Below are 22,019 nucleotides of genomic sequence, written 5' to 3'. Positions count from 1 at the left end.
ATGAGAAATTTAATCAGAATTAATGATTATTCAAAAGATGAAGTATATGAAATATTCAAAATTGCTGAAGAAGTTAAAAACGGAAAATACACAGATTTTCTTAAAGGTAAATCTATTGTGATGTTCTTTCCTAGTTCAAGCATACGAACGAGAGTTACATATGAGAAGGGAATTTATCTGCTTGGTGGACAATCTGTTTTGTTTCCTTCTGATACTCTTGATAAAAAGGAAAATATCAAAGATGTTGTGGGATATCTCAATAACTGGGCAGATTGCATTATCGTAAGACATAGTAATATTGAACTTATTGAGGAAATGTCTAAATCATCGGCTGTTCCTATAATTAACGCTATGACCAGTGTTAATCATCCTTGTGAAATATTGACGGATTTGTATTCCTTATCCAAATTAAGGGATGATTACTTAAATGCAAAATATTTGTTTGTAGGGGCTAAAGGAAATATTGGAATGGCGTGGAAAGAGGCTTCTGATTTATTTGGTTTTGAACTGACACAGAGCTGCCCTGTTGGATATGAAATTAATGGGGTTAATGTTGAGCATAATTTGAGAGAGGCTATTATAGGAAAAGATATAGTGTTAACTGATCCAATAAACAAGGATATGATTAAAGATTTTGTGAATCATCAGATTACGAAATCTTTGATGGATACTGCAAATCCAAATGCTCTGTTAAATCCATGCCCGCCATTTTATAGGGGTGAAGAAGTTTCCGCCGATGTTATTGACAGTCATTATTTTGTAGGATATGAGTTTAAAAAGCATTTGCTTGAAGTTCAACAAGCAATAATTATTTATAGCTTAAATAACTGAGAAAATGAGACATAATTTAAAGTTATGTTAAATCGCAATCTTTGTATAGTGTAGAAGTATGTGAATTTTAGAGAGGGGATGAGTAAATGACGTTTACAACAACATTCTCGATATTTTTGATTCTATCAGCTTTGATAATAAGTATTATTGTTTCAGCACTACAACGAGGTACTTCTGGAGTTAAAATTATGCTTTTGGGAATAAATACTACTTTGTTTGGAGGTATTTTTGCTGTAGACTCTCATATTAATCTTGCAGGTGTTGAATATCTTATATCACTTTTTGGTTTTATAATTTGTTTCATAGGTTTTTTGAAAAAGGAATAAGATTTAGATCATATATTTCATATTTAGTGTCGCATAAGTATTATTATGTACAACAAACTATTATTTAGGGGTTGGTAAAAATGTTAAAACGAGCATTGAAAAGTGCTTTAGGAATAGGGTTAGGGACAACAATAGGCATGGTAATTATTCCAAGAATTATGGATTCAAATTTAAACAAAATATATCCACCTATTTATGTGCAAGCTGTTGTACAATTTGTTGGATCATACATTGTGGCTTTCTTAGTTTACTTTTCCTTAGATTATATTGAAACAAAAAAACAAAAATAAGTGTTAGATAATGTATGATTAGATTGATGCATATCATTCAAATTTAGCGTCGCATCAGTAATATTATAGTGGTAAACTAAAGTATAATTAAAAAGTATTGAAAAGTTGATAATTTATATAAAAAAGATAGGAAAAGAATTATGGATATAGATGAAGAAAAAACAATATTAAATCCATGGAAAAAGCCAATCATGGAAATCACTTTGGGATTTGCTTTAACTTCTATAACCTTAAACTTTCTATGGCTACAGTATATTTTGCCTGCAATTGGAACAGTGCTGATATTTATTGGGGTAAGAAGCTTACGAAAAGAAAACAAATATTTTACTATGGCTTATTTTCTTGCAGCATCTCAGTTGGTCATAAATGCTATTAATTTAATTATTATATCAACACCATTGGTCGTAGAAATACAAAATGATATTATTTTTTCTTTGCTATTAATAGGGTTTCGACTTGCTTTGTTTTTGTCATTGAGTTCAGCAATCAGAAATATCTTTCTAAAGGCAAATGTTTCAAATATTCAAAATTCATTTTTTTTAGCATTTGTATGGATATTATCATTTTCTTTACTTGCAATATCTCCACTTTCTAATAGCTGGATAGCATTTATATTGTTGACATTCTTTTGCATTTTGGTTATTCGTTCTTTACAATGTTTAGGAGACGAATTAGGGAATATTGGATATGGCATTATTTCTATTGAAGATAGATTGAGTAATACTGTTGTCGTAAGAGGATATTTGATAATATGCCTTGTTCTTGTAATAAGCTGTGGGGTTACTGCAAATCATGCAGTTCCAAAATTTACTGAAATAAAATCTTCTACGGCTTCTGATACTCAAAACATACTAATGGAGTTTGATGTGCCAGAGGAAATTCTTAATGATATGTCCTATGAAAATATTTCTATGCTACAAAATGCAATTCATGTTGATGTATATACAGATTTGTTAATGTTTGATGGCGTAAGTGAAATGGTTGAAATAGGCACAAGAATGTATAAAGAATACATTAAACCTAAAAATCGTACTATAGAGGCAACAACTGTTTATACTGAATTGCCGGATAATGAGATTTATGTTTTAGTGTATTTTAAATGGCAAAAGCCAAAAGCTTTTTGGAATGATGGTTTTACTATTTGGGGTGAAGAAGGAATTGAACTTTTAGATGGAAAACTTTTTTACCAAAAGGATGGTATAGATTACGAAGCGTCAATACCAAGACTTAAAAATGACTTTGTAACAACAGAAAGCATGTTTTTTGGGGCAAGTCAATCTAAGCAAATTTCCGGTGGAGTTTGCTATCCCTTTGGTTCGGAAAATCAGAGAGGGTATGTTTTTTATCGTTTAAAACTTTCTGAGGAACAGGGAATTGTACCTAACTGCATTAATTATTTGCATTCTAAGAACCCTATTTCGCTACCTTATACTTTTGCTGAACAAAAAATATTATCAGGGCATCGTGAATATAAGCAGCACTATACCACTTATGATCTTAAAAAATATCAAGATATGCAAGAATGACGGATAATAAATTTAATTTATTAAAACAAAAATACGGAGCATTGTATAATAATATTATTTGCCATAGCTGGCGGTCAAAGACCGCTCCTACAACACGATCAAATTCATCCGTAGGGGGACCTGTGGTCGCCCGCTTTACGACGCATAATTCGAATTTTGCGTAGCAACAGTAGAATATTCATTATGAAGTGTTTATCATAACGATAAATAGGAATTTGGAGGTTTGAGATGATGAAACGAATTAACTACTCGGTGCAGTATTAAAACTGACAGCAGATTGTATCGAGGTTAATTACTGAGGCTTGGCCTATGTTGTCAGGAACTGCACCAATCAGAACATATTAAATTTTGAAAGGAAGCAGAAAAGATGAATGTAGAAGAATTAAAATTAATTTGGAAAAAAGAAGAGGAAATAGCACATATACATGGATGGGACTTCTCTCATATTCATGGAAGGTATGAGGAAGAAAACGACTTACCATGGGATTACGAAAAAATAGTTAGACAGTATCTAAATAGTAATTCAGATATCTTAGATTATGATACTGGCGGCGGTGAATTTTTACTTTCATTAAATCATCCATATAGTAGGACATCTGCAACAGAAGGTTATAAACCAAATATAGATTTGTGCAGAGAAAAATTACTACCCCTTGGAATAAACTTTAAGGCATGTGATAAACCATCTGAAATACCATATGATGATGAAACATTTGACATGATTATAAATCGTCATGGTGATTTCGACGCTATAGAATTACATAGGCTTCTAAAAAATGACGGTGTATTTATAACGGAGCAAGTCGGTGGTGATAATGAGAGAGATTTAGTAGAAATGGTTTTACCAGGCACTGAAAAACCATTTCCACATTTGAATCTTAAAGAACAGCGCAAAGTATTTGAAGATGCAAGATTTCAAATCATTCGGGCTGAAGAAGCATATAGACCTATTCAGTTTTATGATGTTGGTGCGTTTGTATGGTTTGCACATATTATAGAATGGGAGTTTCCGAATTTTTCAGTGGAAAAGTGTTTTTCACAGTTATTAGAAATGCAAAAAAGGATTGACAAAACCGGTAAAATTGAGGGAAACATACATCGTTACTTAATCATTGCAAAGAAATAAGTTTTAATTTATGTGGCAGGTATTATTCCTGCCACATAAATTCCAATTTACAGAGAAGATGTATGAATATTGTAAATTATTATTGCCTCAATATTATTTATAAAACAAAAACTAAATCTTTAAGATTTATATGGGGTGGAAGGTTAATGAAACGGTACATAGATGCTACAAAAAGTGGATGCATTGCAATTTATGCCAAAGATGAAGAAGGAAAACCGATAGAAATAGTTCAAGCAGGAACAACTATATACAGTATGCCAATAAAAGATAGAAAAGACTATCTGATGATAGAAGAAAAAAGTGGGGTGTTTTTTATTTTTGACGATTGCATACCTCAAGTAGATTTCTATGCTGTTCCGAGAATTGATATATTTGCAAGAGATAATCAAGGCGGATACTTTGGAACTATCGGTAACATTAGTGATCTAGAAGATTTGAAAGCAGTAATATGCTATATTGATAAAAATATGAATGTGTTTAAAGCAGCAAATTGTATGCGAGAGTTCATATTTCCTACTGATACAATTAGTGAACGTATACAAAACATGAAACCCATATCTGGAATAACTTTATGCAGTTCTATGAAAGAAGCAAGAGAACTATATGAATTTTTAAATATATAAAAGGCTGTCACAGCAAATAAGTTTGTGCTAGCAGAGTATTATGTCATATTAGTAGTCAAGTTCATTCGTGGAGGGTTAACTTTATATGCAAAAATGCAAAAAGTGTTTTAATAAATTCAAATATAAAGATATTATAAAATCAATATGGGTGAAAGGATATGCTCCTATTGTATGCGGTGAATGTGAGACCAAACATTATGTAAATTGGTCAACAAGGTTAATTGTCAGTTTGTCTATATTTACGCCATTAATCATTATCAAATCTGTAAATCTGAGTTCTAATCACTTTTTTAACTTTTCTATAACACAGTATTTGATGTGGGTTTTTGCAATAATATGTATAACACCTTTTTTCGCTAGATATCATAATAAAACAAATGTTGATCAAGATGATGGAACAAAAGCATTATTAGCTTCAAATTTAAATAGCATAGAGGCTGAAGTTATTATTTCGATTCTTGAATCGTATGAAATACCCTATTTTAAAATTTCGAGAAGAGCAGGTCCAATGGAAATTTATACGGGAACTAACAACTTAGATATATATGTTCAACCTCATATGCTTCAAATGGCTAAAGAATTAATAAATCCTCTAAATATTGATTCAAATAATACTAAGGATTATAATAGTTGACTGAATATTTTTTCTCTCTAATTAAATGATGTAATTAATAATTTTCAAATATTTTTCGCAATAGTAGAATATTGCGATATTGCGACTTAACTTAAATAAATAATACAGATAGGAGTGAATATTAATGATTAATATAGGAATTCTGGTTTTTGAAGAAGTTGAAGAATTAGATTTTGTAGGGCCTTTTGAAGTTTTATCGTATGTTAATAAAATAAAGACTGATAGTGTAAATGTGTGGATTATAGGCATTGATGAAAAAATCGTTCGAGGATACAATGGGTTACGATTTTTCGCTGATTATACAATTGATAGTTGCCCACATTTAGATGTCCTAGTAGTTCCAGGCGGGCAAGGGAGAAAGATTGCCATGAAAAACATTAAAATCCTTAATTTTATAAAAAGTCGATATACTGAGTTGAAATATTTATCCTCTGTTTGCACAGGTTCATTGATAATTGCTTCTACAGGACTTTTGAAAAATAAACATGCAACTACTTACCATACTGCCTTCGACGAGCTTTCTGAAATGGGAGTAATAGTTGAAAAATCAAAAGTAGTTCAAGACGGCAACATTATTACAGGAGCAGGGGTTTCCTCTGGAATAGATGTAGGGTTATATTTATTAAGCAAACTATTTGACGAAGCAACAGCACAACAAGCAGCAGATAAAATTGAATATATTTGGCACAAAGATTAATTCGCACTGCTCAAAATTTATCCAATACCAATTTAATATAATCTATATTAAGTGTGCAAGCAGAACATTGTAATATTAAGTCATATTTAGGGGGAAATATGGATATTAAATTTGATGAAATATCATTAGAAACTTATTTAAGAAAATGGCAAGATATTTTAAGGTTAAGAGATTGGGATATTAGGTATGAAATTGTTGCTACAGAGTGGAGAAAAACCGGGGATATTAAGATCGATATGTCAGACAGAAAAGCCATATTAATGATAAATAATTATAATCCAAAACAAACAAACTTAGAGGCCGTAGTAATACATGAGTTACTTCATTTAAAATTATGGGGAATGGACCAATTGATTGAACAACTTATTTACTCAGTTTTTGGACAAGATGAAAATGATTCTAAATTTGATTTTGCTTATAATCAATTTATGAATACATTAGAGTCTACGGTTGAGGATTTATCAAAAGGTTTCTTAATATTAGGCGGCGAAAATAAAGATATTTCATTTGGCAGGGTTGAACAACTGGTTAGAGAGGAATTACATGGAAATGAGGAATAGGGCAGTAAATAAATGAGAATATTTTTATAAAATTTAAGGTGTACTTTTCATATAGGTTGTGCATATCTAGAACATTTAGCAATGTTTACTAAGTTAGCGAAATATGGTATATTATTATGGGTATGGTTAAAATGTAAATAAAATCACAAGCAAGATAGGCTTAATATTAGAGGGGGTGATATTAATGCGTTCTGTTATATCTTTATTCCTATCAATTATTTTCTTCATTGCATATTTTAAAATTTTATCGCTTTTTAATTTTCCAATTTCACCGACAGCTAATATTATACAACTTTTCATTTTAATTTTTATCATAATTCCCTTATCTGTATTTAGTTCTTCTAAACTAATAGAAGTAATTAAAAAAATGTAGTTGAGATAGATAGGCTGTATCAATAAACAATAGAACTGAAGATTCCTCAATAAATAGATAAATTATAATTAAATTGTTTAAAATCAAATAGTTTAAAGGAGCAATAAACATGAACGAAAAATCAAAAGATATACTTATTGCTGCAGCAATTTTTGTGATGGCAATAATATTTGGAGGATTTTTTATAGAGAAGTCTAACTACGGGTATACCGAATCTGCTTTATTGTATTTAGCAGGCGTTATGGCTGCAGGGCTATTTTGGGTCGGACGTAAATAATATGTTAATACGTAATTTTAATGTTGCAAATCAGTATTATAATACAAGATATCGTATTTAAATTATGAGTTTATTTGTTACAGATTTTGATAGGAGGCAGATATGATGATAAATGAAATTGAAAAGTTACCTCAGGTATTTCACCCATGGCGTAGATATTTAGCGAGAACGATGGACTGCATTATATACAATTTGCTTTGGTTAACTTTTATTGCATTTATATTTCACGTAAACGTGGCGGCAAGAAGAGGCTTAGAGAATGTACTTGATTCTTTCATTACACTTGTTATAATGCTGGGTTTAGAGCCACTATTGCTCCATTTATTTAAGACTACACCTGGCAAGGCAATCTTTGGACTTAGGATAGAAAACTGTGGTGGAAGTAAACTTTCTTACGGAGAGGCTTTAGAGCGAACCTGGAGAGTTATAGGAGAAGGCATGGGATACAACATTCCAATTTATAGACTAGTCCGCCTTTGGAAAAGCTTCAATTTGTGCAGTGAGAATGAAACTCTGCCATGGGATGAATCAATATCCTACACCATCAAGGACACTAAATGGTATCGAGGTGTGTTTTATGTATGTGCATTTGTATGCTCTTTCGTTGTTGTATATGCCATCATATCTGCACAGCTACTTCCTCCCAACAAGGGTGATCTAACCATAGCAGAATTTGCAGAAAATTACAATTATTATGCAAAGCATTTTGACATGAGCTTTAGAGATGAATATTTGGATGAGAACGGGAAATGGAAAAAGAAAGAATCTGACAGTATGGTAATATATATCAGCCATAATGAAAATCCAGAGTTTGATTTTATATTGAAAAATGGATATATTACAGATGTTTCATTTGAAATTGAAACCAAAAATAATGAATATATGCTAAGTCCATATGACAGGCAAATGGTTTTGGCATCACTGGCTTTTGCAGGCGCACAAGATGAAATGAAATTATTTTCAAAAATTCCAAATAGAATAATTGAACAAATCGAAAATAACACTTTTAAGGACTATCATTTTGCGGAGGCTGGCATAACCTTTATCTGTGATATTGAGCATTCTGGCTATTATGAAACACAATCCTATCTGTTGCCATCTGATGATGAGAAAGAAACATATTTTAATTTAAAATTCTCCATGAACAAGCAATAACTGTTTGCAATTGAATAAAGATAGCTGGAGAGTATCTTTGACATATTAAATGTTACGAAATAAACTCTCATAATAATGAAAGGGTCAGAAAAATATGAAAAAGTATTCAAATTATATAATAATAGCCTTACTAATAATAAATATAATTTGCTTAATGCAAATAAATAATCTTAAAAATTCAATGGACAATTATTATCAGCAAATTGTGTCAAGCATTAATAGAAATAATAACGAAATATCAAATATTTATTCTAATATTAATTCTATTCTTGATAAACAGGGTAGTTTACTTGACAGTTATGAAATAGAATTTGGAGATAGTCTTGATAAGGATAATTTAACAGTACCAGTTAAGTTTACTGTTGTGCCTAAAGAATACTCAGAAGGACTTACAGTAAATATCCAATTAAATGATGAAAGCTTTATATTGAATAAAAAGGGAACATCTTTTGAATCAACTGCTGATATAGATATTTTTGATATATTTCAACCAAAAGTAGTTATCAGTCAGAATGGAATTCAAAAAACAGAAAGTATAGATGAATATTATGATTTGTATAATAAGTTTTTGTTGCAATTAGAAGGATATTATAATGGAAGTACACAATATAGTAATGGTAAACTTATATACAAGGGCAACATTGATCTTAGAATCACTAATACAAGTGACACTATGCCTGAAAAAGTTAGTATTGTATATGATATAAATGGAAGCACATTAAGAGAAGATGAGGTTGATATATCAGAATTTAGTAATGAAAGCTATGCAACTAACTTTATAACTACAGGTGCAATTGATGAAGTGATGCTAAGCGCTAATGAAGTATTAACAGTTTATGCAAATATACAAGATAAATATGGTATTAATTATAAATATGTAGTTTTACGTAATGAAGTAGATAAAAACGGTGAACCTGTTTATAATAGTCCGGAATGGGCAAATGGTAGTATTGTTGAAATAACTAGAAACGGGAAGGTTTTGAATGTGCCAAATTACAAGTATTAAGATATGTGTCCACAAAATTATTTAATTAATCGGAGGTCTTTGTTGAAATCAATTAGCTATAGAGAATTAAAGAAATCTGAAATAAGCGAATCATTATTTGCAAACTTTAATCGCTACCAGGATGTAAAAAAGTGTTGGCGCAAGGAAAATGGTGAATGGATATTAAAAGACATTGCTTTTACAGAGCAATGGGGTTCTGATGAATATAAAGTATTGACTAAATGTCTTCAAAACACTGTAAAAACAGGTGGTACAGTATTTGGAGCTTTTAGTGATAATGTACTTGTTGGATTTGCATCCATTGAAAGCCAACTTTGGGGTTCACAAAGGGAATACATTCAACTTTCAAGCATTCATACATCTTATGAATGTCGTGGAATGGGAATAGGTAAAGAATTGTTTTTTCTTGCTAGTAATAAAGCAAAAGAGATGGGTGCTAAAAAGCTGTATATATCCGCACACTCATCTGAGGAATCACAAGCCTTTTATAAAACATTAGGCTGTGTAGAGGCTGTAGAATATAATAAAAAATTAGTTGATGAAGAGCCATATGACTGCCAATTGGAATATAGATTACTAATATAACCTTACTAAAGTTATGTAGAAATCTTTTTCAAATGGTTAGGAGATAAATGATGAAGTATAAAAAATTTTATATTCTATTAATTTTCATGGTGATTTACATATTATATGTTTCTGTCAGTATATATTCATACAGTAATATAAATGATTTAAGGAAAGCAGATGCAGCCATAGTATTAGGAGCAGCAGTATGGGGAGAAAAACCATCTCCTGTGTTTGAAGAAAGAATAAATCATGGAATTTGGCTATACATGAATGGATATGTTGACAAAATAATTTTTACCGGGGGAAAAGGTGAAAATACGTCTATTTCAGAATCTGCGGCAGCAAAATGTTACGCAATAGAACATTCAGTTCCTGAAAAAGATATTTTCATTGAAGAAAAATCTACTATAACTCAGGAAAATATAATGTATGCCTCTAAAATTGTCAAGGAAAATAATATATCGTCAGTTTTATTGGTAAGTGATCCTATGCATATGAAAAGAGCAATGTTAATGTGCCAGGATTATGATCTTACTGCATATACTTCGCCCACCCCAACGACAATGTATAAAACAACTAAAAATAAAATTATTTTTTATCACGTGAAGTTTTTTTCTATATAGGATACCAGATATACAGGTTATTTTAAGCACTCTAAGCTGGATAGGTTAAAAAATACCTGATTATCCTGAATATATTGTTACTTTAGAATATTAAAATGTATGAAACAGTAACACAAAACAACAATATTAATACGATAAATTTGAATTTACAGTATAAAAATATTAATCAATTGAAGGAGTACAATGACATGAATACAGAATGGCAGAAACTTTATGATTTGGCAATGGCAGTAATTAACCCTCACGAAATATCAAAACAGATGTACGTAGGAAGTGTTGCGGCTGCAGTATTAACAAAAAGAGGAAACATTTATACAGGTATATGCATAGACATGAGCAGTTCCTTGGGAATGTGTGCAGAAAGAAACGCAATGTCAACAATGCTTGCAAATGGAGAAAATGAAGTAGAAAAAGTTGTTGCTGTTTATAAAGATGGTACAGTAATGGCACCATGCGGGGCGTGTCGAGAATTTATGATGCAGTTAGGAGAAAACGCAAGGAATATAGAAATCATGCTCAACAATGATGGAAAATCAATGAGTTTAAGCGAACTAATGCCTGAGTATCCATACTGATAAAGAACATGGATTGAACTGACAAATTATGATTTGTATAGTTGAGGAATTGAACTGTATGTGAGTCTAAAGAACGTGGCTTAATTATATAAAAAAAAATTCTCTAGGAGATAAAAATGTTAAAGAGAGCATTAAAATTTGCAATAGGTCCGAGCATAGGTGTAACAATAGGTGGTATAATTATTCCAAGAATTATTTTTTCAAACCTATACAACGAAACTTATCCACCAGTAATAGTACATGCAGGGTTGTACTTTATTGCAGGTTATATTGTATCATTCTTAGTTTTTTTATTAATTGAATGGGTTAAGTTAAAATTTGATAGTAAGCATGAATGATATTAAGGAGGGTATATAATTGAGCAAAAAGTTGTCTTCCATGTTAATCATATTCATTATCTTATCAGTGATGATAAGTTGTAATAAAAATGATTCGTTATTTACAAAAGTAGACCTAAATAATGCAAACGGGGAAATTAAATCATCTTTGAGTAATTATTACAGTGAGAATGGTATTTATCTTTATGAAAATGGTACGGATGAGGTGTATTTATTTTTGAATGGTTACAATGTAGAACAAGGAGAAAAATCATATTACTATGACGATATAAGTATGGAAGTTAAAGATAAAACATTGTTTATTAATTTCAGTGAAAAATATGCAGATAACTATGAAAATAAGGAAGTCGAGAACAGACAGCTATATAAAATTAACAAGCCTGAAAATATTGATACCATAAAGGTTTTTAGTAATGAACAAGAAACACATTTCGACTCTATAATAGTTAGTGAGTAATATTCAAATATTACAGAAGTCATATGGGTTTATAAATGGAGGAAGCAGTGAACAGTGAAATTAAGCATAAAAGAATTTTAGAAATAGTTCAAAATAAATTGACTTGTTCTGCACATAATCTGGATCATGTAATGAGAGTCTACAATCTTTGTTTAATGATTTCAAAATACGAAGAAAATGTTGATTTAGAGATATTGATTCCTGCAGCATTGCTGCATGATATTGCCAGAGTTGAAGAGAGTGAAGATAAGACGGGAAAAAATGATCATGCTGTATTGGGAAGTGAAATTGCAGAAAATATATTGAAAGATTTAGAGTATGAAGAAGAAAAGATAGAAAAAATCAAACATTGTATTATTACACATAGATTCAGAACCGGAAATGAACCAAGAACAATAGAAGCAAAAATACTTTTTGATTCAGATAAGCTAGATGCAATAGGTGCAGTCGGTATTGCTCGTACTTTCATGTTGTCAGGACAATGTGGACAAAGACTGGAATTAAATAATTCAATCAGCGATTACTTAAGTTATAACACGACGGAAAATGGAAGGATAAAGGATATGTCAAAGCATAACCCAATCATTGAATATGAAGTCAAATTGAAAAAAATTCCAGATAAATTATATACAAAAAAAGCAAAAGAAATAGGTGAAGACAGGATTGAATTTATGGAGCAATATTTCAATAGATTAAAATTAGAATTACAATGCAATGTGGACTAAGTTCAACTAAAATTTATAACTAGAAAGAAAATTATAGGAGGACATTGTAGATTTCGGAGGATGGTCATCATGGCAAGTTATAACAATAATTATTTGTATTACAGTAGCCATTGGTCTTAGTAAAAAAAAGAAGCAGCAATAAAAATAGGAGATAGATGTAGAGGTAAGACTGTACATGGCTGGGAAGTAATATGCAAGTGTGTATTCGTTATACCAATATTTGAACGTTTTAACTTATTTTATACGTAAAGGAGTGAATGATTATTATGAATTTTAATACAATTGGATATACTTTATTTCTTGCTTTTCTAGGAATAGTATCTTTCTTTACCAAAGAGATAGTAACATTTGTGATGTTATGTTTTATAATAATAATATTAACAAATATATATAATGTATTAAAAGGAATTTTAGAAAAATTAGATAAAACAATGGAATGATACATAATTATGGATAGTTTGCCTAAATTATAAATTTTACTAATAGTCAGTTTATTATGGAGGAAAGACCATGGCTAATGTTAAGTTAACAGTGGTAGAAAGCAAGTGCAGAAACGGATATTGTAAAAAGGGTGATAACTATATTGTTGATGATTTATGTCCACCAATTTGCCATGAGTTGTGGAATTGTATGTATCCATTAATATATGCATTGCAAAATGGAGCGGATTTGGATTATGGAGAAATGCGTTCTCCGCAGTTCGATGTAAAATGCCCGGATGGCGGCAGGGTTTTGGTTCATGGTGAACGCATTGAAAATTAAACGCATTAATATAAGTTGAAGGTTATATAAAAAATAAAAAATATATAAGACACATAAAATTATATAAGAAAAATTGAAATTAAGAAGGAGAACAATAATGAAACCAGAAATTAACCTTATTACAATTTGGACAGATGAAATAGAACAGATGAAAAGCTTTTATAATCAAGTTCTTGGATTTGAAATTGAAAATGATCTTGGCAATTATGTTGAATTTAAAAATAATGGAGTAAGATTTGCCATCTGTTTGAGAAATGTTATGTATGGATATAGCAATGAATATAATAAAAAAGCAGCTGGTCAGTCTTTTGAACTGGCATTTCCATGCGAAAATCCAAATGATGTTGATAAATCATTTAATAAGTTAATTGAGATGGGGGCAACTCCTGTTCATGAACCACAGGACATGCCTTGGAACCAAAGAACTGCATTGTTTGCAGACCCGGATGGCAATATACATGAAATTTTTGCAGAGATTATTTAATGCAGTAAAAAATTATGGAATAACAAGTATTATTCTTACTGGTAAATTGTAATTTGTAGAGGAGATAAATATGGATAGTGTATATGTAAGTTGCCCTGAATTCGAAAATAAACGATTTTTATTAAGATTTATTTCCATAGATGATTGTGATGACTTGTTAAAAGTATATTCTGATAATAAAGCAGTTCCTTTATTTAATAGCGATAATTGTGGCGGAGATAATTTTTACTATAAGACACGTGAAAGAATGAAGGAAGCTCTTGATTATTGGAAATTCGAATATGACCGAAAAGGTTTTGTAAGATGGTCAATTATAGATAAAAAAGATAATTCTGCAATTGGAACAATAGAATTATTTAATAGAGAATCAAAAGATTATTTTAATAATTGTGGGCTTCTCCGTTTAGATTTGAGAAGTGATTATGAAACAAAGGACAATATAATAGATATTTTAAAAATAATTATTGATAAAACTTATCAAATGTTTGAATGTAGTATGATAGCAACAAAGGCACTCCCTATTGCAAAAGAAAGAATAAATACTCTAAAGGAATTAGGCTTTTCACCTGCTGAAAACAAGTTGATTGGTCATGATGGGACGGAATACTCATCATATTATTTTATAAAGATGTAGGATGGTAGATACTTGAAAAGGATAATAATTTACGTATTTTTAATATTTTTTGTCTGGTTCGTAGTACATACTTTGATAATTACTTTTGATGGATTTAACGATAGTATTGGAGTTTCAGATGCAGCTGTTGTTTTAGGAAATAAAGTAGAATTGGATGGAAATCCGTCTAAGAGATTACAGGGCAGATTAGATAAAGCTGCAGAACTTTATGATAAAAATTATTTTGATTATATAATAGTAAGCGGCGGAACAGGTAAGGAAGGATTTGATGAAGCGGCTGTTATGAAAGAATACTTAATCAAAAAGGGAATTCAAAGTGATAATATATTATTAGATCCTGAAGGATACAATACATATATGACTGCCAAAAATACAAAAGAAATAATGGACAATATGGGTTTGAAATCCGTAACGATAATTTCTCAATTTTATCATATTACAAGAACAAAATTAATATTTCAAAACGTCGGTTTTAAACAGATATATTCAGCCCATTCAACACATTATGAACTAAGAGACATTTACTCCCTCTTTAGAGAATTTTTTGCATATTATAAATATCTCCTTTATTATTAAAATAAAGGAAACAAAACGCCCTTGATGTAGGGATAGTTGGCAGTAGAAGAAAGCGAGGTAAAATGAATTCATTTATAACATTAATACCACTTATAGTTATAAGGTTTGGACTTTTAAGCATACTGGATAAGGAAGCTTTAAAACGTGCAGCTTTCTTCGCTCCCTTGGTTGGAAAAGAAAAGGTGGCATACTTGTTTTATCAAATTACAAACATTATGATTTTTGTATATCTGTGTTTTCTCAAGATTACGACTGATCCATACTGGTTTAATTTAGGACTGGTGATATATGGATTAGGTGTTTTATTGTGTCTGGTGTCCGTAATAAATTTTGCAAAACCTTCGAAGAATGGTATCAATCTTAAAGGACTTTACCGCTTTTCCCGAAATCCTATGTATGTGGCATATTTCATTTATTTTCTAGGTTGTGTGCTGCTTACGAAGTCATTGATATTATTTTCAATAGTAATAGTTTTTCAAATATCAGCACATTGGATTATACTATCTGAAGAAAGATGGTGCGTAAAGAAATTTGGTAAAGAGTACATAAATTATATGACTAATGTAAGGCGATATATTTAAGTATAATATGTATGATAGAATTAATAAAAATTGCATAAATCAGAAGCATAGGAGGGAATATCTATGAAAAAGAAAATAGTATTTATAATTATATTGCTAATAGCAGTGATGGGTACTTTATTTTTCCTCACTGGTGGAAAAAGAGCTGATATTATATTAAATGATTATACTGTATCCGATGATGGAAGTATCATGACAATTAATGTTGGTGTAGCAAACAGCATGGGTTATGTAAGAACGCTTAAGGTAAAAGAAGATGGAGATAAAAAGTATATTACCTTTTATGAAACATATGGAATAAATAGTAGTTTTGGTGCTGAAAATGAATTTCAAATTGAGTTGAATCCATCATGTAAAGAAATATATTTTTATAGAGGAGAAGCTGGATATGATTTGGTGCTGGAAAAGGATGATGAAACACAAGAATGGCAATTGAAAAAGTAGCGATTAATGTGACACCCAAATATTATGTACCAACTACAGAATATGACTATTAGGGGTTAGTTATAATTATAAGGTTGAATTTACATATGGGGGAATTTATGAAAAAGAAAAAAACAGTAATAATTTTAATATCAATATTAGTAGTAACGATATTATCAATTATGTTTTATGTTTTTAAGCAAGTTAATTATGATAATAATGATTTTAAATTAGCGATAAAATCAGTATTCGGACAAGAACTTACTTTAGATGAAATGATAAACTCTAATTTATATAAAGCATATGAGCAAATAAATCCCAATTCTGATTTAATTGAAATAAACAATTTCTTAAAAAAGAAAAATGACTATTTAGGACCCTTTGCAGTCTGGGACTTTGTGTATGGCAGAATATTGGTAGGTTACAATGAATACACTGAACCTAAAGTAAGGTTAAAATTAATTAGTTTCGAAACTCCATACACTATTGAACTTAATGATGATGAATTTGATTCAATTTTTGAGTGTAAGACTATTGATGAAGTAATTGAAATTCTTGGAGAACCAATTATTAAACTGGAAGGGTTTAGTGAAAATGATATTAAATATTCTTATGAATGGTGCGTAAAAGCAAAATATTTTGAACCAAATACATTTGGCGGACCATTAAATTTCCCATTACCTTATAAACGGAAGCTTAGAGTAAATGTTGATGTTATAGAAGAAAATTTAATTTATAAGCTGTCTATCGAAAAATATTAAAGCAGAAAATGATTATACATACCTTGTAAAATATCGTATAAATTGATATAATATTTAAGGTTATCCCCCGATAACCAAAATATATTCCCAATACCCCTTTTATGCATTTAATGCATAACAAGAAAGGCCGAAAGGCCTTTTGTGTTTTTTTAACATAATATTACATGGACCGCTTGAGATCTTGATTTGATTTTTTTCTAAAATTTGCTTTTAGTCAATATTACTATTATAATAGTAATAAAAATGAAATAGTTTCAGGAATATGGAGATGTATTATGGTAAAACACTATAAAGCAATATTTTATGCCATACTGGCAGCAGCATTATATGCTATAAGTGCACCAATATCTAAACTTCTATTAAAGGAAGTTCCACCTACAATGATGGCATCTTTTCTTTATCTTGGTGCAGGACTAGGCATGTCTTTTGTAGATATGATTAAACAAAGGAAATTTGCAGAAAAAATTGAGGCAAGGCTTACAAAACAGGAACTTCCTTACACTATTGGGATGGTTGCATTAGATATTGCAGCACCTATATTTTTGATGCTTGGACTCACAATGACATCTGCTGCTAATGTTTCATTGCTTAATAACTTTGAAATTGTTGCTACATCAATAATTGCTTTGTTGATATTTAAAGAACCTATAGGAAAAAGATTATGGGGTGCTATTTTTCTTATTACCATTTCAAGCATTATTCTTTCTGTAGAAGATCTGAGCAGCTTTTCATTTTCATTTGGTTCAATTTTTGTATTATTAGCATCTGTTTGTTGGGGAATGGAAAACAACTGCACAAGCAAGTTATCTGTAAAAGATCCATTGCAGGTTGTCATTATTAAGGGATTTGGTTCTGGTATTGGTTCTTTGATAATTGCATTGGCACTGGGAGAAAAGGTAAGTAACATTTCTTATACAATTGCAGCCTTAATATTAGGATTTTTTGCTTATGGCTTAAGCATATTCTTTTACATATATGCACAAAGAGACTTAGGGGCTGCAAAGACAAGTGCATATTATGCTATATCGCCATTTATCGGAGTAGGGCTTTCATTGACAATTTTTAATGAAATACCAACAACTTCATTTATCATTGCATTATCAATAATGATTATAGGCATGTATTTTGCTTCGACAGAAGGGCATAGACATAGACATCATCATATTGCAATAACTCATGACCATTTCCATAGCCATGATGACGGGCAGCATAATCACATTCATGATAAAACTGTTAAGGGGAATCATACGCACATTCATACTCATGAAGAATATACCCATTCACATAAGCACAGTCTGGATATACATCACAGCCATGCTCACAAAGATGAAATTTTATATTACACAAATCCCTAAAGGATTCACTAGAATCTCTTAGGGATTTTGTTGAATTTAAATTTATTCGTCAGAGTCATTGTACATATCATCAATTTGTTTTTGTCTTTTTTTATTTAATATATAAAGAATTTCAAAACCAATAAATGAGGTAAGTGCTCCGCAGAAAAAAGTGATAAAAGCTGTTATTGCAATCAGGGAGGCTCCTCCCATCTTTTCATAGCCATAATTCATTGTATTAAATGTAGTGGTGATAACTGCAATAGTAAGACCACACACGACACTATTTATTACAACCATTTTTTGTCCTTTGAAACTATTGCTAAAAAGATTATTGCCAACTATAATATTTCTGCCCACAACATAAATTGCAGATACCATAAAAAGAATGAATTCAGCTGCGTACTGAGAAAATGGTGCATCAAACATATATTGCTGAATTAGTATAGAAATAAGCAGCCCATAGAATACAATTCCAAAAGCATCGCTTCCTATTTTTCTTTTTTGAGAAACTATTCTTTCATCTTGAATATTATCTTTTTTCATTTTTATTCCTCCCAAAATAAATCATTTAATGTTTTACCCAATGCTTTACAAATTGCTATGCAAAGATTAAGTGTTGGATTATAATCGCCTGCTTCTATTAGCCCGATTGTTTGTCTTGTTACACCAACTTTTTTTGCTAAGTCTTCTTGTTTCATATCGCATTCCATGCGTGCTATTTTCATCCGCTTGTTTTTCATAATCCGCCTCCTATATATTGCATAGTATAATATAAACATTACAAAATGTCAAATATATATTGCATTTAGTTTTAATAATTTTCAGAAGTACTGACTCCTTGCCTCTTTGGTGTTTAATTTTAATTTAATAGTTGATACAATATACATTATCAACAAGAGTTTATTGCAGTAATCATTTTTATATTGCATACTAAACTTATATAGTAATATAATGGAATTATTAAGCATAACAAGGAAGAAATAAAAGGTATAGTTAGAGGTGTTGGGGATGAATGAAGAAAAGTTAAAAAAGTTAATGAAAAACTTTAAGCAGAGAAACATAGAAGTCGAGTATTTTGAAAGCTTAGAAGATGTTAAGTCACTCATACTGGATATGGTACCAATAGAATCGACAATAGGAATCGGTCATTCGGCTACACTCCAAAAGATTGATATTACCAACTTATTATTAGAAAGAGGAAATATAGTATATGATAAAGAGCTTGCAAAAAATCGAGAAGAAAGCAAAGAATTAAAAAGAAAGGCTCTTACTACAGATTGGTATATAACTGGTTCAAATGCCATATCGGTCGACGGGAGAATTGTTAATGTGGACCATAGTGGTAATAGGGTAGCTTCAATCACTTATGGACCAGATAAAGTAATAATTGTAGTTGGTAAAAATAAAATTGCAGACACAGTAGATGATGCTATAAAAAGAGTTAAGAATGTCGCATGTCCCACAAATGCAAAGCGTGCAGGATATAATCCTCCATGCGTAGCATTGAACAAGTGCGTAGGTTGTGTAGGGGTATGTAATATACTTTCAATAATCGAAGGTCAGACAGACAGTAATAGAATTAAATTGTTCATAGTTAATGAAGAATGTGGATTCTAATATTTTAACTATTCCATAAAATTCATAATGATTTTGTTATGGTATAATAAAAATAACAGGATAGGATGTGTTGCTTAAATGGCATTAAGAGAAATAAGATTGTTTGATGATGAAATATTAAGGAAAAAAAGCAAGATAGTTGATGTTGTAGATGATAAAATAAGACAAATATTAAATGATATGGCTGATACAATGTATAATACTGAAACTGGTGGTGGATTGGCCGCCCCACAAGTAGGTATATTAAAACGATTAGTTGTATTAGATATGGGACAGGGACTCATAAAGCTGGTAAATCCAAAGATAATTTACCAGGAAGGAACGCAGGAAGTAATAGAAGGATGTTTAAGTATTCCAAATAAGTGGGGTAAATTAACAAGACCTGAAAAAGTAACAGTACAAGCATTAAACGAAAATGGAGATGAGGTAATATTGACAGGTACAGGAGATCTGGCAAAATGCTTCTGCCATGAAATAGACCATCTAGAAGGCATTCTTTTTACTGATTTTGTTACTGAATATGTAGAATAAATTGTGAGTTAGTAATTATTAGGATTATTAACAATATGTCTACATTTTTTTTACAGACTATAAAAATATGAAAGGATAAAACTATGAATAATACTATTTTACTGGTTGTTGATGTTCAAACAGCATTGATTGAAGAACATCCTTATAATGAACAGAATGTAATTGATAATATCAAAAGGCTTATAACTGTTGCAAGATACAATGAAAAAGAAGTTATTTATGTGCGCCATGATGATGGAAAGGGCGAAGAGTTAGAGTATGGAACTGACGGATGGCAGATTTATTATGAAATAAAACCTAATAATAACGAAAAGGTTTTTGAAAAACAATATAATAGTGCATTTCTTAAAACTGGTTTAAAGGAATATTTAGACAGTAAGAAAATAGATACTATTATATTGACGGGACTTCAAACAGAATATTGTATTGATACCACTTGTAAAGCTGCTTTTGAACATGGATATAAAATAATTATTCCTGAAGAAACCAATACAACTTTTGATAATGAGTACCTAGACGGTGAAGAACTTTATAAATTCTATAACTACAAAATTTGGAACAATAGATTTGCAAAAGTTCTATCGTTAGATGAAACAATAAAAGTTCTAATGGGTAAATAACAAGAGATTTATATGATTAGAAAACTTGATTTGAAAAATCCAGAAACAGCAAAATGTATATTGGAATTACAAATAGCTTCATATAGCATAGAAGCTGATATTATAAGGTTTAATGATATACCGCCTTTAAAGGATACCGTTGAGAATATAAATAAATGTGATGAAATTTTTTATGGTTACTATATTAATGATGTTTTAGCAGGGATAATTTCCTACAAGATTAAAGAAAAGGTTATTGATATACATAGAGTTGCAATACACCCATTATTTTTTAGGATGGGCATTGCAAATAATCTGATTAATTTTATAGAAGAACTTGAAAACAGCATAAATAAGGTAGCGGTATCTACTGGAAAAGAAAATTTACCAGCTGTTAATTTATATTTAAGGAATGGATATAAAAGAAAAAATGACATTGAAATTTTTAAAGGAATGTATATTACTGAGTTTGAGAAGGATTTGAAATTACCAGATTCATAAAAGTATTTAAATTGGGAATTTAATGGAGGGCAATATGAACAAATTTCAATTATATTTACAAAATCATCCTAAGGTACTTAAAAGGTTTATTTTAGGATATATCATATTTGCAGGATGCTTTGTATTTCCTTTTGGAAATGAGCTTTTCCCGTTTGATTTCACAAAGGCATATTTAGTTATTGCTTCTTATGGAATAATAGGATTAGGATTCGCAGGAATATATGGTACACATAAAGAGAAATTTGTATATGCAGCAAGTTTGTTTTTAACTGTTTTAGGAATGATATGCCGATATATTTTAGAATATGGTGAAGTATCAAACACAATGAATTTTACATTATTTAACATAGTCTCTTATGTTGCCGTAATACCTGTTTTTACTGTGGCTGCTTATTATTTTTCTATAAGATATTTGATTATTAAGAACTAATCTTAACTTCAGACAGTCTATGAGGTTATGGCGAATTTAGCGTATACATAAGAAGTATAATATAATTCAAACAA

Annotated in this window: 34 protein-coding genes; 31 read left to right on the top strand and 3 right to left on the bottom strand. The window is 30.3% G+C overall.

The window, feature by feature from the left end; translation table 11 throughout:
• The 9 genes from BN358_RS18960 to BN358_RS18920 all read left to right on the top strand — a co-directional run bounded on the left by BN358_RS18960 (position 1) and on the right by BN358_RS18920 (position 6,613).
• Entirely contained in the window at positions 1 to 831 is an 831-nt protein-coding gene (locus tag BN358_RS18960; RefSeq protein WP_019230103.1) for an ornithine carbamoyltransferase, read from the top strand.
• 86 nt (positions 832 to 917) lie between these two features.
• Complete coding sequence (locus tag BN358_RS18955) at positions 918 to 1,157, top strand: hypothetical protein (RefSeq protein WP_040583935.1); 240 nt, start codon at positions 918 to 920, stop codon at positions 1,155 to 1,157.
• A gap of 80 nt (positions 1,158 to 1,237) precedes the next feature.
• Positions 1,238 to 1,447 carry a hypothetical protein gene (locus BN358_RS18950; protein WP_019230101.1) on the top strand — a complete coding sequence of 70 codons (210 nt, stop codon included), beginning with the start codon at positions 1,238 to 1,240 and terminating at the stop codon, positions 1,445 to 1,447.
• Positions 1,448 to 1,587: 140 nt separating this feature from the next.
• Positions 1,588 to 2,973 carry a hypothetical protein gene (locus BN358_RS22600; protein WP_019230100.1) on the top strand — a complete coding sequence of 462 codons (1,386 nt, stop codon included), beginning with the start codon at positions 1,588 to 1,590 and terminating at the stop codon, positions 2,971 to 2,973.
• A gap of 367 nt (positions 2,974 to 3,340) precedes the next feature.
• The gene (locus BN358_RS18940) at positions 3,341 to 4,099 is read left to right on the top strand and encodes a class I SAM-dependent methyltransferase (protein WP_019230099.1); all 759 of its coding nucleotides are present in this window, start codon (positions 3,341 to 3,343) and stop codon (positions 4,097 to 4,099) included.
• Positions 4,100 to 4,161: 62 nt separating this feature from the next.
• Positions 4,162 to 4,722, top strand: a complete 561-nt coding sequence (locus tag BN358_RS18935) for a hypothetical protein (protein ID WP_157593562.1) — start codon at positions 4,162 to 4,164, stop codon at positions 4,720 to 4,722.
• Between the two features lie 85 nt (positions 4,723 to 4,807).
• Positions 4,808 to 5,356, top strand: coding sequence for a TIGR04104 family putative zinc finger protein (locus BN358_RS18930; protein ID WP_019230097.1), 549 nt, complete (start codon positions 4,808 to 4,810; stop codon positions 5,354 to 5,356).
• Positions 5,357 to 5,480: 124 nt separating this feature from the next.
• A complete protein-coding gene (locus tag BN358_RS18925; RefSeq protein ID WP_019230096.1) occupies positions 5,481 to 6,053 on the top strand; it encodes a DJ-1/PfpI family protein in 573 nt (190 codons plus the stop codon).
• Positions 6,054 to 6,151: 98 nt separating this feature from the next.
• Positions 6,152 to 6,613 carry a hypothetical protein gene (locus BN358_RS18920; protein ID WP_019230095.1) on the top strand — a complete coding sequence of 154 codons (462 nt, stop codon included), beginning with the start codon at positions 6,152 to 6,154 and terminating at the stop codon, positions 6,611 to 6,613.
• Positions 6,614 to 6,739: 126 nt separating this feature from the next.
• On the opposite strand, the gene BN358_RS18915 is transcribed toward BN358_RS18920, so the two are convergent.
• Positions 6,740 to 6,928 carry a hypothetical protein gene (locus BN358_RS18915; protein ID WP_019230094.1) on the bottom strand — a complete coding sequence of 63 codons (189 nt, stop codon included), beginning with the start codon at positions 6,926 to 6,928 and terminating at the stop codon, positions 6,740 to 6,742.
• A 167-nt stretch (positions 6,929 to 7,095) separates the two neighbouring features.
• Here BN358_RS18915 and BN358_RS25775 point away from each other — a divergent pair, with 167 nt between their 5' ends.
• The 17 genes from BN358_RS25775 to BN358_RS18830 all read left to right on the top strand — a co-directional run bounded on the left by BN358_RS25775 (position 7,096) and on the right by BN358_RS18830 (position 18,285).
• Positions 7,096 to 7,263: a hypothetical protein gene (locus tag BN358_RS25775; protein ID WP_019230093.1), complete on the top strand. Its 168-nt coding sequence runs from the start codon at positions 7,096 to 7,098 to the stop codon at positions 7,261 to 7,263.
• A gap of 102 nt (positions 7,264 to 7,365) precedes the next feature.
• Positions 7,366 to 8,418: an RDD family protein gene (locus BN358_RS18910; RefSeq protein WP_019230092.1), complete on the top strand. Its 1,053-nt coding sequence runs from the start codon at positions 7,366 to 7,368 to the stop codon at positions 8,416 to 8,418.
• Positions 8,419 to 8,512: 94 nt separating this feature from the next.
• Positions 8,513 to 9,424, top strand: a complete 912-nt coding sequence (locus tag BN358_RS18905) for a hypothetical protein (RefSeq protein WP_019230091.1) — start codon at positions 8,513 to 8,515, stop codon at positions 9,422 to 9,424.
• Between the two features lie 42 nt (positions 9,425 to 9,466).
• Positions 9,467 to 10,009, top strand: a complete 543-nt coding sequence (locus tag BN358_RS18900) for a GNAT family N-acetyltransferase (protein ID WP_019230090.1) — start codon at positions 9,467 to 9,469, stop codon at positions 10,007 to 10,009.
• 50 nt (positions 10,010 to 10,059) lie between these two features.
• A complete protein-coding gene (locus tag BN358_RS18895; RefSeq protein ID WP_232233383.1) occupies positions 10,060 to 10,614 on the top strand; it encodes a YdcF family protein in 555 nt (184 codons plus the stop codon).
• A gap of 188 nt (positions 10,615 to 10,802) precedes the next feature.
• The gene (locus tag BN358_RS18890) at positions 10,803 to 11,189 is read left to right on the top strand and encodes a cytidine deaminase (protein ID WP_019230089.1); all 387 of its coding nucleotides are present in this window, start codon (positions 10,803 to 10,805) and stop codon (positions 11,187 to 11,189) included.
• Positions 11,190 to 11,305: 116 nt separating this feature from the next.
• Entirely contained in the window at positions 11,306 to 11,527 is a 222-nt protein-coding gene (locus tag BN358_RS18885) for a hypothetical protein (RefSeq protein WP_019230088.1), read from the top strand.
• Between the two features lie 217 nt (positions 11,528 to 11,744).
• Entirely contained in the window at positions 11,745 to 11,984 is a 240-nt protein-coding gene (locus BN358_RS25770) for a hypothetical protein (RefSeq protein ID WP_157593560.1), read from the top strand.
• Positions 11,985 to 12,031: 47 nt separating this feature from the next.
• Positions 12,032 to 12,709 carry an HD domain-containing protein gene (locus tag BN358_RS18875; RefSeq protein ID WP_019230086.1) on the top strand — a complete coding sequence of 226 codons (678 nt, stop codon included), beginning with the start codon at positions 12,032 to 12,034 and terminating at the stop codon, positions 12,707 to 12,709.
• A 510-nt stretch (positions 12,710 to 13,219) separates the two neighbouring features.
• Positions 13,220 to 13,471 (top strand): TIGR04076 family protein, encoded by a 252-nt coding sequence (locus BN358_RS18865; protein ID WP_019230084.1) that lies wholly within the window; start codon positions 13,220 to 13,222, stop codon positions 13,469 to 13,471.
• Positions 13,472 to 13,568: 97 nt separating this feature from the next.
• Positions 13,569 to 13,955: a VOC family protein gene (locus tag BN358_RS18860; protein WP_019230083.1), complete on the top strand. Its 387-nt coding sequence runs from the start codon at positions 13,569 to 13,571 to the stop codon at positions 13,953 to 13,955.
• Positions 13,956 to 14,025: 70 nt separating this feature from the next.
• On the top strand, positions 14,026 to 14,589 hold the full coding sequence (locus tag BN358_RS18855; protein ID WP_019230082.1) for a GNAT family N-acetyltransferase: 564 nt from the start codon (positions 14,026 to 14,028) through the stop codon (positions 14,587 to 14,589).
• A gap of 12 nt (positions 14,590 to 14,601) precedes the next feature.
• Positions 14,602 to 15,165 (top strand): YdcF family protein, encoded by a 564-nt coding sequence (locus tag BN358_RS18850; RefSeq protein ID WP_019230081.1) that lies wholly within the window; start codon positions 14,602 to 14,604, stop codon positions 15,163 to 15,165.
• 62 nt (positions 15,166 to 15,227) lie between these two features.
• Positions 15,228 to 15,746: an isoprenylcysteine carboxylmethyltransferase family protein gene (locus BN358_RS18845; RefSeq protein WP_019230080.1), complete on the top strand. Its 519-nt coding sequence runs from the start codon at positions 15,228 to 15,230 to the stop codon at positions 15,744 to 15,746.
• 63 nt (positions 15,747 to 15,809) lie between these two features.
• Positions 15,810 to 16,190, top strand: coding sequence for a hypothetical protein (locus BN358_RS18840; RefSeq protein WP_019230079.1), 381 nt, complete (start codon positions 15,810 to 15,812; stop codon positions 16,188 to 16,190).
• A gap of 98 nt (positions 16,191 to 16,288) precedes the next feature.
• On the top strand, positions 16,289 to 16,930 hold the full coding sequence (locus BN358_RS18835; RefSeq protein WP_019230078.1) for a hypothetical protein: 642 nt from the start codon (positions 16,289 to 16,291) through the stop codon (positions 16,928 to 16,930).
• Positions 16,931 to 17,205: 275 nt separating this feature from the next.
• Positions 17,206 to 18,285 (top strand): DMT family transporter, encoded by a 1,080-nt coding sequence (locus tag BN358_RS18830; RefSeq protein ID WP_019230077.1) that lies wholly within the window; start codon positions 17,206 to 17,208, stop codon positions 18,283 to 18,285.
• Between the two features lie 42 nt (positions 18,286 to 18,327).
• Here BN358_RS18830 and BN358_RS22595 read toward each other — a convergent pair whose 3' ends face one another.
• Positions 18,328 to 18,810 (bottom strand): DUF6773 family protein, encoded by a 483-nt coding sequence (locus BN358_RS22595; protein ID WP_019230076.1) that lies wholly within the window; start codon positions 18,808 to 18,810, stop codon positions 18,328 to 18,330.
• A 2-nt stretch (positions 18,811 to 18,812) separates the two neighbouring features.
• Positions 18,813 to 19,007 carry a helix-turn-helix transcriptional regulator gene (locus BN358_RS18820; protein WP_019230075.1) on the bottom strand — a complete coding sequence of 65 codons (195 nt, stop codon included), beginning with the start codon at positions 19,005 to 19,007 and terminating at the stop codon, positions 18,813 to 18,815.
• Between the two features lie 268 nt (positions 19,008 to 19,275).
• Here BN358_RS18820 and BN358_RS18815 point away from each other — a divergent pair, with 268 nt between their 5' ends.
• From BN358_RS18815 to BN358_RS18795, 5 genes are all read left to right on the top strand, one after another.
• Complete coding sequence (locus BN358_RS18815; protein WP_019230074.1) at positions 19,276 to 19,884, top strand: lactate utilization protein; 609 nt, start codon at positions 19,276 to 19,278, stop codon at positions 19,882 to 19,884.
• Between the two features lie 78 nt (positions 19,885 to 19,962).
• Entirely contained in the window at positions 19,963 to 20,415 is a 453-nt protein-coding gene (gene def / locus BN358_RS18810; RefSeq protein ID WP_019230073.1) for a peptide deformylase, read from the top strand.
• 83 nt (positions 20,416 to 20,498) lie between these two features.
• A complete protein-coding gene (locus tag BN358_RS18805; RefSeq protein WP_019230072.1) occupies positions 20,499 to 21,035 on the top strand; it encodes a cysteine hydrolase family protein in 537 nt (178 codons plus the stop codon).
• A gap of 12 nt (positions 21,036 to 21,047) precedes the next feature.
• Positions 21,048 to 21,515, top strand: a complete 468-nt coding sequence (locus tag BN358_RS18800; RefSeq protein WP_019230071.1) for a GNAT family N-acetyltransferase — start codon at positions 21,048 to 21,050, stop codon at positions 21,513 to 21,515.
• A 34-nt stretch (positions 21,516 to 21,549) separates the two neighbouring features.
• Positions 21,550 to 21,945, top strand: a complete 396-nt coding sequence (locus BN358_RS18795; protein WP_019230070.1) for a hypothetical protein — start codon at positions 21,550 to 21,552, stop codon at positions 21,943 to 21,945.
• The last annotated feature ends 74 nt before the right edge of the window (positions 21,946 to 22,019 follow it).

The organism is Sedimentibacter sp. B4, assembly GCF_000309315.1.
Classification (GTDB): Bacteria; Bacillota; Clostridia; order Tissierellales; family Sedimentibacteraceae; genus Sedimentibacter; species Sedimentibacter saalensis.
Note: the sequence above shows the minus strand (reverse complement) of the source record. Positions and strands in the feature narration are given on the sequence as shown.